This window comes from Paenibacillus sp. IHB B 3415 (assembly GCF_000802655.2).
GTDB classification, from domain to species: Bacteria; Bacillota; Bacilli; order Paenibacillales; family Paenibacillaceae; genus Paenibacillus_AQ; species Paenibacillus_AQ phytohabitans.
In genome coordinates this window covers 1-4492 of sequence record NZ_JUEI01000157.1, presented here as the reverse complement: position 1 = coordinate 4492, position 4492 = coordinate 1, and the positions used below count along the sequence as shown (strand labels likewise).

General features: G+C 52.8%; 4 protein-coding genes. All 4 read left to right on the top strand.

The window, feature by feature from the left end:
• Positions 1 to 406 (top strand): SAM-dependent methyltransferase (locus tag QW71_RS35685; protein WP_039310641.1); only part of this gene is annotated, 406 nt, incomplete at its 5' end.
• Positions 407 to 563: 157 nt separating this feature from the next.
• On the top strand, positions 564 to 1748 hold the full coding sequence (locus QW71_RS35680; protein ID WP_039310633.1) for an FtsW/RodA/SpoVE family cell cycle protein: 1185 nt from the start codon (positions 564 to 566) through the stop codon (positions 1746 to 1748).
• Between the two features lie 602 nt (positions 1749 to 2350).
• Entirely contained in the window at positions 2351 to 3550 is a 1200-nt protein-coding gene (locus tag QW71_RS35675) for an FtsW/RodA/SpoVE family cell cycle protein (RefSeq protein ID WP_047014163.1), read from the top strand.
• 109 nt (positions 3551 to 3659) lie between these two features.
• A complete protein-coding gene (gene spoIIR / locus QW71_RS35670; protein ID WP_039310636.1) occupies positions 3660 to 4382 on the top strand; it encodes a stage II sporulation protein R in 723 nt (240 codons plus the stop codon).
• Positions 4383 to 4492: the final 110 nt, after the last annotated feature.

The window sequence follows — 4492 nt, the reverse complement described above, 5'->3', positions numbered from 1 at the left end:
CGGCGCGCTGGCCATGGCCGGGCGCAATGCGCAGCGGCTCGGCACGTCCGTTGACCTGCGGCTCGGCGATCTGCTCGAGCCGTTCGCGGGGATGGAGACGGATATTCTCGTCTCCAACCCGCCGTACATTCCCGGCGGCGACATCGCCGGGCTGCAGCGCGAGGTGCGCGACCATGAGCCGCGCACGGCACTGGACGGCGGCGGGGACGGGCTTGATCCCTACCGCCGCATGATGGAGCAGCTGCCGCTGCTCCCGGCTCCGCCGCGCCTGGTCGGCTTCGAGCTCGGCCAGGGACAGGCCGGGCAGGTAGCTGAGCTGCTGCGGGCGGCCGGTCACTGGAACGAGATCATCACGATCGAGGATCTCGCCGGGATTCCCCGGCATGTGCTGGGGATCGCCCGCTAGCGTCCCCGTCCTGGACGCGGCTGCCATTAGGCAGAAACCTCCAAACGGTGAAATTGTATTTATGCTGCCCCTTCCTTTACAATAGAAATGACGGGACCTCTGTATACGGCTGCGGCCAGGTGACAAGAGGAACCAGTACTGAGTAAGGAGACAGAATATGCTTCAGAAGATTAAGAAGGTAGATGGCGTCATCCTGGTCATTCTTGTGCTGCTGATGGTAGTCAGCATTTTCTCCATATACAGCGTTACCCACGGGCGCGACAAGCTGGACGGATCGCATATCAAAATGATCAAATATTATATCCTGGGCTTTATCGCCTTCATAGGGCTGACCTTCGTGGATTATCGTCTGCTTGTTAAATATGCGTTATATGTTTACGTTACAGGCATTGGGATTCTGGTGCTGGTCAGCTTTATCGGTACAGAACAGAACGGCGCACAGGGCTGGATTAAATTCGGAGGCTTCAGTCTCCAGCCTGCCGAGCTGTTCAAGCTGATTCTGATCCTGTTCCTGGCTGCTGTACTGGTCCGCAAGAATAAGAATAAGCTGCTGTTCTGGCGTGATGTCGTGCCGCTCGGTCTAATGAGCCTGCTGCCGTTTTTGATCGTGCTTAGCCAAAATGACCTCGGGAATGCGCTCTCCTATATCGTAATTCTGGTAGGCCTCCTCTGGATCGGCAATATCAAGTTCACCCACGCGCTGATCGGGCTGTTAATTATTGGCGGAAGCGCGGCTGCCGGAATCATGAGCTACATTCATTACCACGATGAAATCAAGGATTTCCTGACAGATATCGGCCGTTCCCACTGGGTAGAGCGCTTTGATCCGTGGCTGGTGCCGGAAGAAGCGACGGCCAAGGCAAGTTATCATACCAAAAACGCCAAAATGGCCATAGCCTCCGGCGGTATGAGCGGCGAAGGCTATATGGAGGGCAGCTCGGTGCAGACGGATCGAGTGCCGTATACGTATTCTGATTCGATTTTTGTACAGATTGCCGAGGAGTTTGGCTTTGTCGGATCGGCGCTGGTGCTGCTGCTCTACTTTATCCTGATTCACCGGATGATTCTGATTGCGCTGGAGTGCAAGGACAGGGGCGGGCCGTTCCTGATTGTCGGCATTGTCGCGATGATGCTATATCAGATTTTTGAGAATATCGGTGCCTTCATCGGTCTGATGCCACTGACCGGGATTACGCTGCCGTTCATCAGCTTCGGGGGGACCTCCCTGCTGATCAACATGGCCAGTATCGGTCTGGTAATGAGCGTACGCCTGCATGGGCAAGAGGTAGAGGAAGATTTGCCGAGTCCTACAATCTATTCTTCTCCGGCCAAGCAAGGCTAACTGTATACTATAATATCTCTGATTCAATCAGAGGTAATCCGCATGCCGGAGCTCTTCGAAAAGGAAGGGTTCCGGCATTTTGTTTGTCTGTACGCTAGTACAGCAGCATCAGAACTTAAGAAGTGAGTTGACTTAACCATGCAGCGATGGACATGTTCAGGTTCAAGGGGAAATTCAGTGATAGTTGTATAATGTACAATTAAAAACGGTGAAAAGGTGTTCTTGCCTCTTATAACTGTAGTCTGTACAACTAAATCTACCCGAATCGCTGAGAACCCAGCTACATAGGGGGATTAGGTGTACGAAATACAACTAAACGGATAATTGGTTGAAAGTCAGACGTTTTAGTTGTACAAAGTGCAATTAAGCTACCGCATATCCCGAAATTGTGGAGATTGATTACTGAAAGCCTCTCGGCAAGCGATTTACCAGAATGGTTTTCACCTCATTAGTTTAAAGCTGATGGCTATTCCCGGCTGGCAACGATCACATAAATTGTATTTACGCCCCCACTTGTCTTACAATGGAAATTAGTGGATTCGGTTCCCTGGGTATGCTGCAGCAGGCCGGTCCATAATCCGCGTAGGTTAAGGAGTATTCCGATGTTACAGAGAATCAGACGGATTGACGGCTCCATCGTATTGATTTTGCTCTTGCTGATGTGTATCAGTATTTTCTCGATATACAGCGTGACTCACGGGAGAGTTGACCTGGATGGCACACACATACGGATGATTCAGTATTATGTGCTGGGTTTTATTGCTTTTTTTCTGCTTACCTTGTTTGATTACCGCCTTCTGGTCCGGTATGGACTCTATATTTACATCCTTGGGATCGGTATTCTGCTGCTGGTCAGCTTTATCGGCAAGGTGAAAAATGGCGCCCAGGGCTGGATTGGCATCGGTGAATTAAGCCTCCAGCCGGCGGAGCTGTTTAAGCTGATCCTGATTCTTTTTCTAACCACTGTACTTGTCCGCAAAAAAAGAAATCCGCTGCGCTTCTGGCGTGACGTGGTGCCGCTTAGCCTAATCGCCCTGGCGCCGTTCGCGCTGGTCATCATCCAGAATGATCTGGGCAATGCGCTCAGCTATATCGTGATTCTGCTTGGGCTTTTGTGGATCGGAAATATTAAATTCTCACATGCTCTGATCGGGATGGTTATTCTGGCGGGATCGGTGCTGGGCTTCATTCTGTGCTATACCCACTATCATGAGCAGACGGTAAGCTTCATAGAGCAGACGCTGGGCCGGGATCACTTCGTCAGGCGCTTTGACCCCTGGCTGGTACCGGATCTGGCAAGCAGTGATGCGAGCTATCAGACCAAGAATGCCAAGACGGCGATTGCCTCGGGCGGCCTCAGCGGCGAAGGTTATCTGCAGGGCGGCACTGTGCAAAGTGACCGGGTGCCTTATCTGTATTCTGAATCCATTTTCGTGCAGATCGGCGAAGAATTCGGCTTCCTGGGTGCAGCGGCGCTGCTGATGCTCTTTTTTATCCTGATCCACAGATTAATAGTGATTGCCCTGGAATGCAGGGACCGCGGCGGCCCTCTCCTGATTGTCGGAATCGTAGCTATGCTGCTGTATCAGATTCTGGAGAATATCGGGGCAATGACCGGGCTGATGCCGCTGACGGGGATTACGCTTCCGTTTATCAGCTATGGGGGAACCTCGATTCTGATTAACATGGCCTGTATGGGGATTGCCATGAGTGTGCGGCTCTACGGGCAGGATGTGGAGGATGATCTGCCGCTTCCGCTGCCCAAGCTGAAGGATGAGACTACTTTATTCTTAAAATCATAGATTACTAGGTTTGCAGTCTCTCATTCCCGGACATACTGGGAACATAAGAGTTTCAGAGGGAGAGGGGCTGCGCAAGATGAATAACGATCAGTTGGATAAAAGGGATTCCCTGCGGATTACATTCAAGTATACTGCCATTTTAATTTGTTTTTTTATGATATTGATGATGGCCTGGGAAGGGCAAAAAAGCGATGCTGCCGTAGCGGAGGTATCTATTCCGCAGGAGTCGATCCGTCTGCGTATTCTGGCGAATTCGGATGGTACGGGAGATCAGCTGGTCAAACGCCAGATCCGCGACCAGGTGGTGGAACAGATTAACCAGTGGGTGGCCGGACTGGAGGATCCCCAGAGTCTGGAGCAGGCGCGGGCGTTGATTGAGAGTCATCTCCCGGAGCTGAATGACCTGGTGGGCAGAGAGCTTGCGCGGCGGGGAATTGATTATAGCTATAAAGTCGAGCTGGGCACCGTACCATTTCCGACGAAAATGTATGGCGGCCGGGTCTATCCTGCCGGGGAATATGAAGCGCTGCGGGTTACGCTTGGCGCAGGCAAAGGTCAGAACTGGTGGTGTGTGCTGTTTCCGCCGCTCTGCTTCATTGATGCCGGCTCCGGCGATGCGGCAGCTGCGGAACCCGCTGCAGACAAAAAGGCTTCGGCGGTCTCCGCTAAGGCTTCCGGAGACGGGGCCGCTGTTAAGGCTGCTTCCGGTGTCGCCGCTTCGGCTGGCGGGGACGGTGGTGCGGACGCAGGTGCAGAAGCGCCGAAGGTGAAGTTCTTCGTGTGGGAGCTGCTGCAGAATTTGTGGAGCTGGATCTGCGGATTGTTCGCCTAAGCTTCCGGGAATTTGCAGAATGGCGGTTTACGAAATCTACAGTTTTCCTGCCGGATATGGTACGATAAATGCAGAACTTGAGCGGAATGGCTGCGGGGCCCCCCCGGGGG

Bases quoted from the DNA above. Each gene is read 5' to 3' on its own strand.
- QW71_RS35680 (WP_039310633.1), top strand. From the start codon at position 564: ATGCTTCAGAAGATTAAGAAGGTAGATGGCGTCATCCTGGTCATTCTT.
- QW71_RS35675 (WP_047014163.1), top strand. From the start codon at position 2,351: ATGTTACAGAGAATCAGACGGATTGACGGCTCCATCGTATTGATTTTG.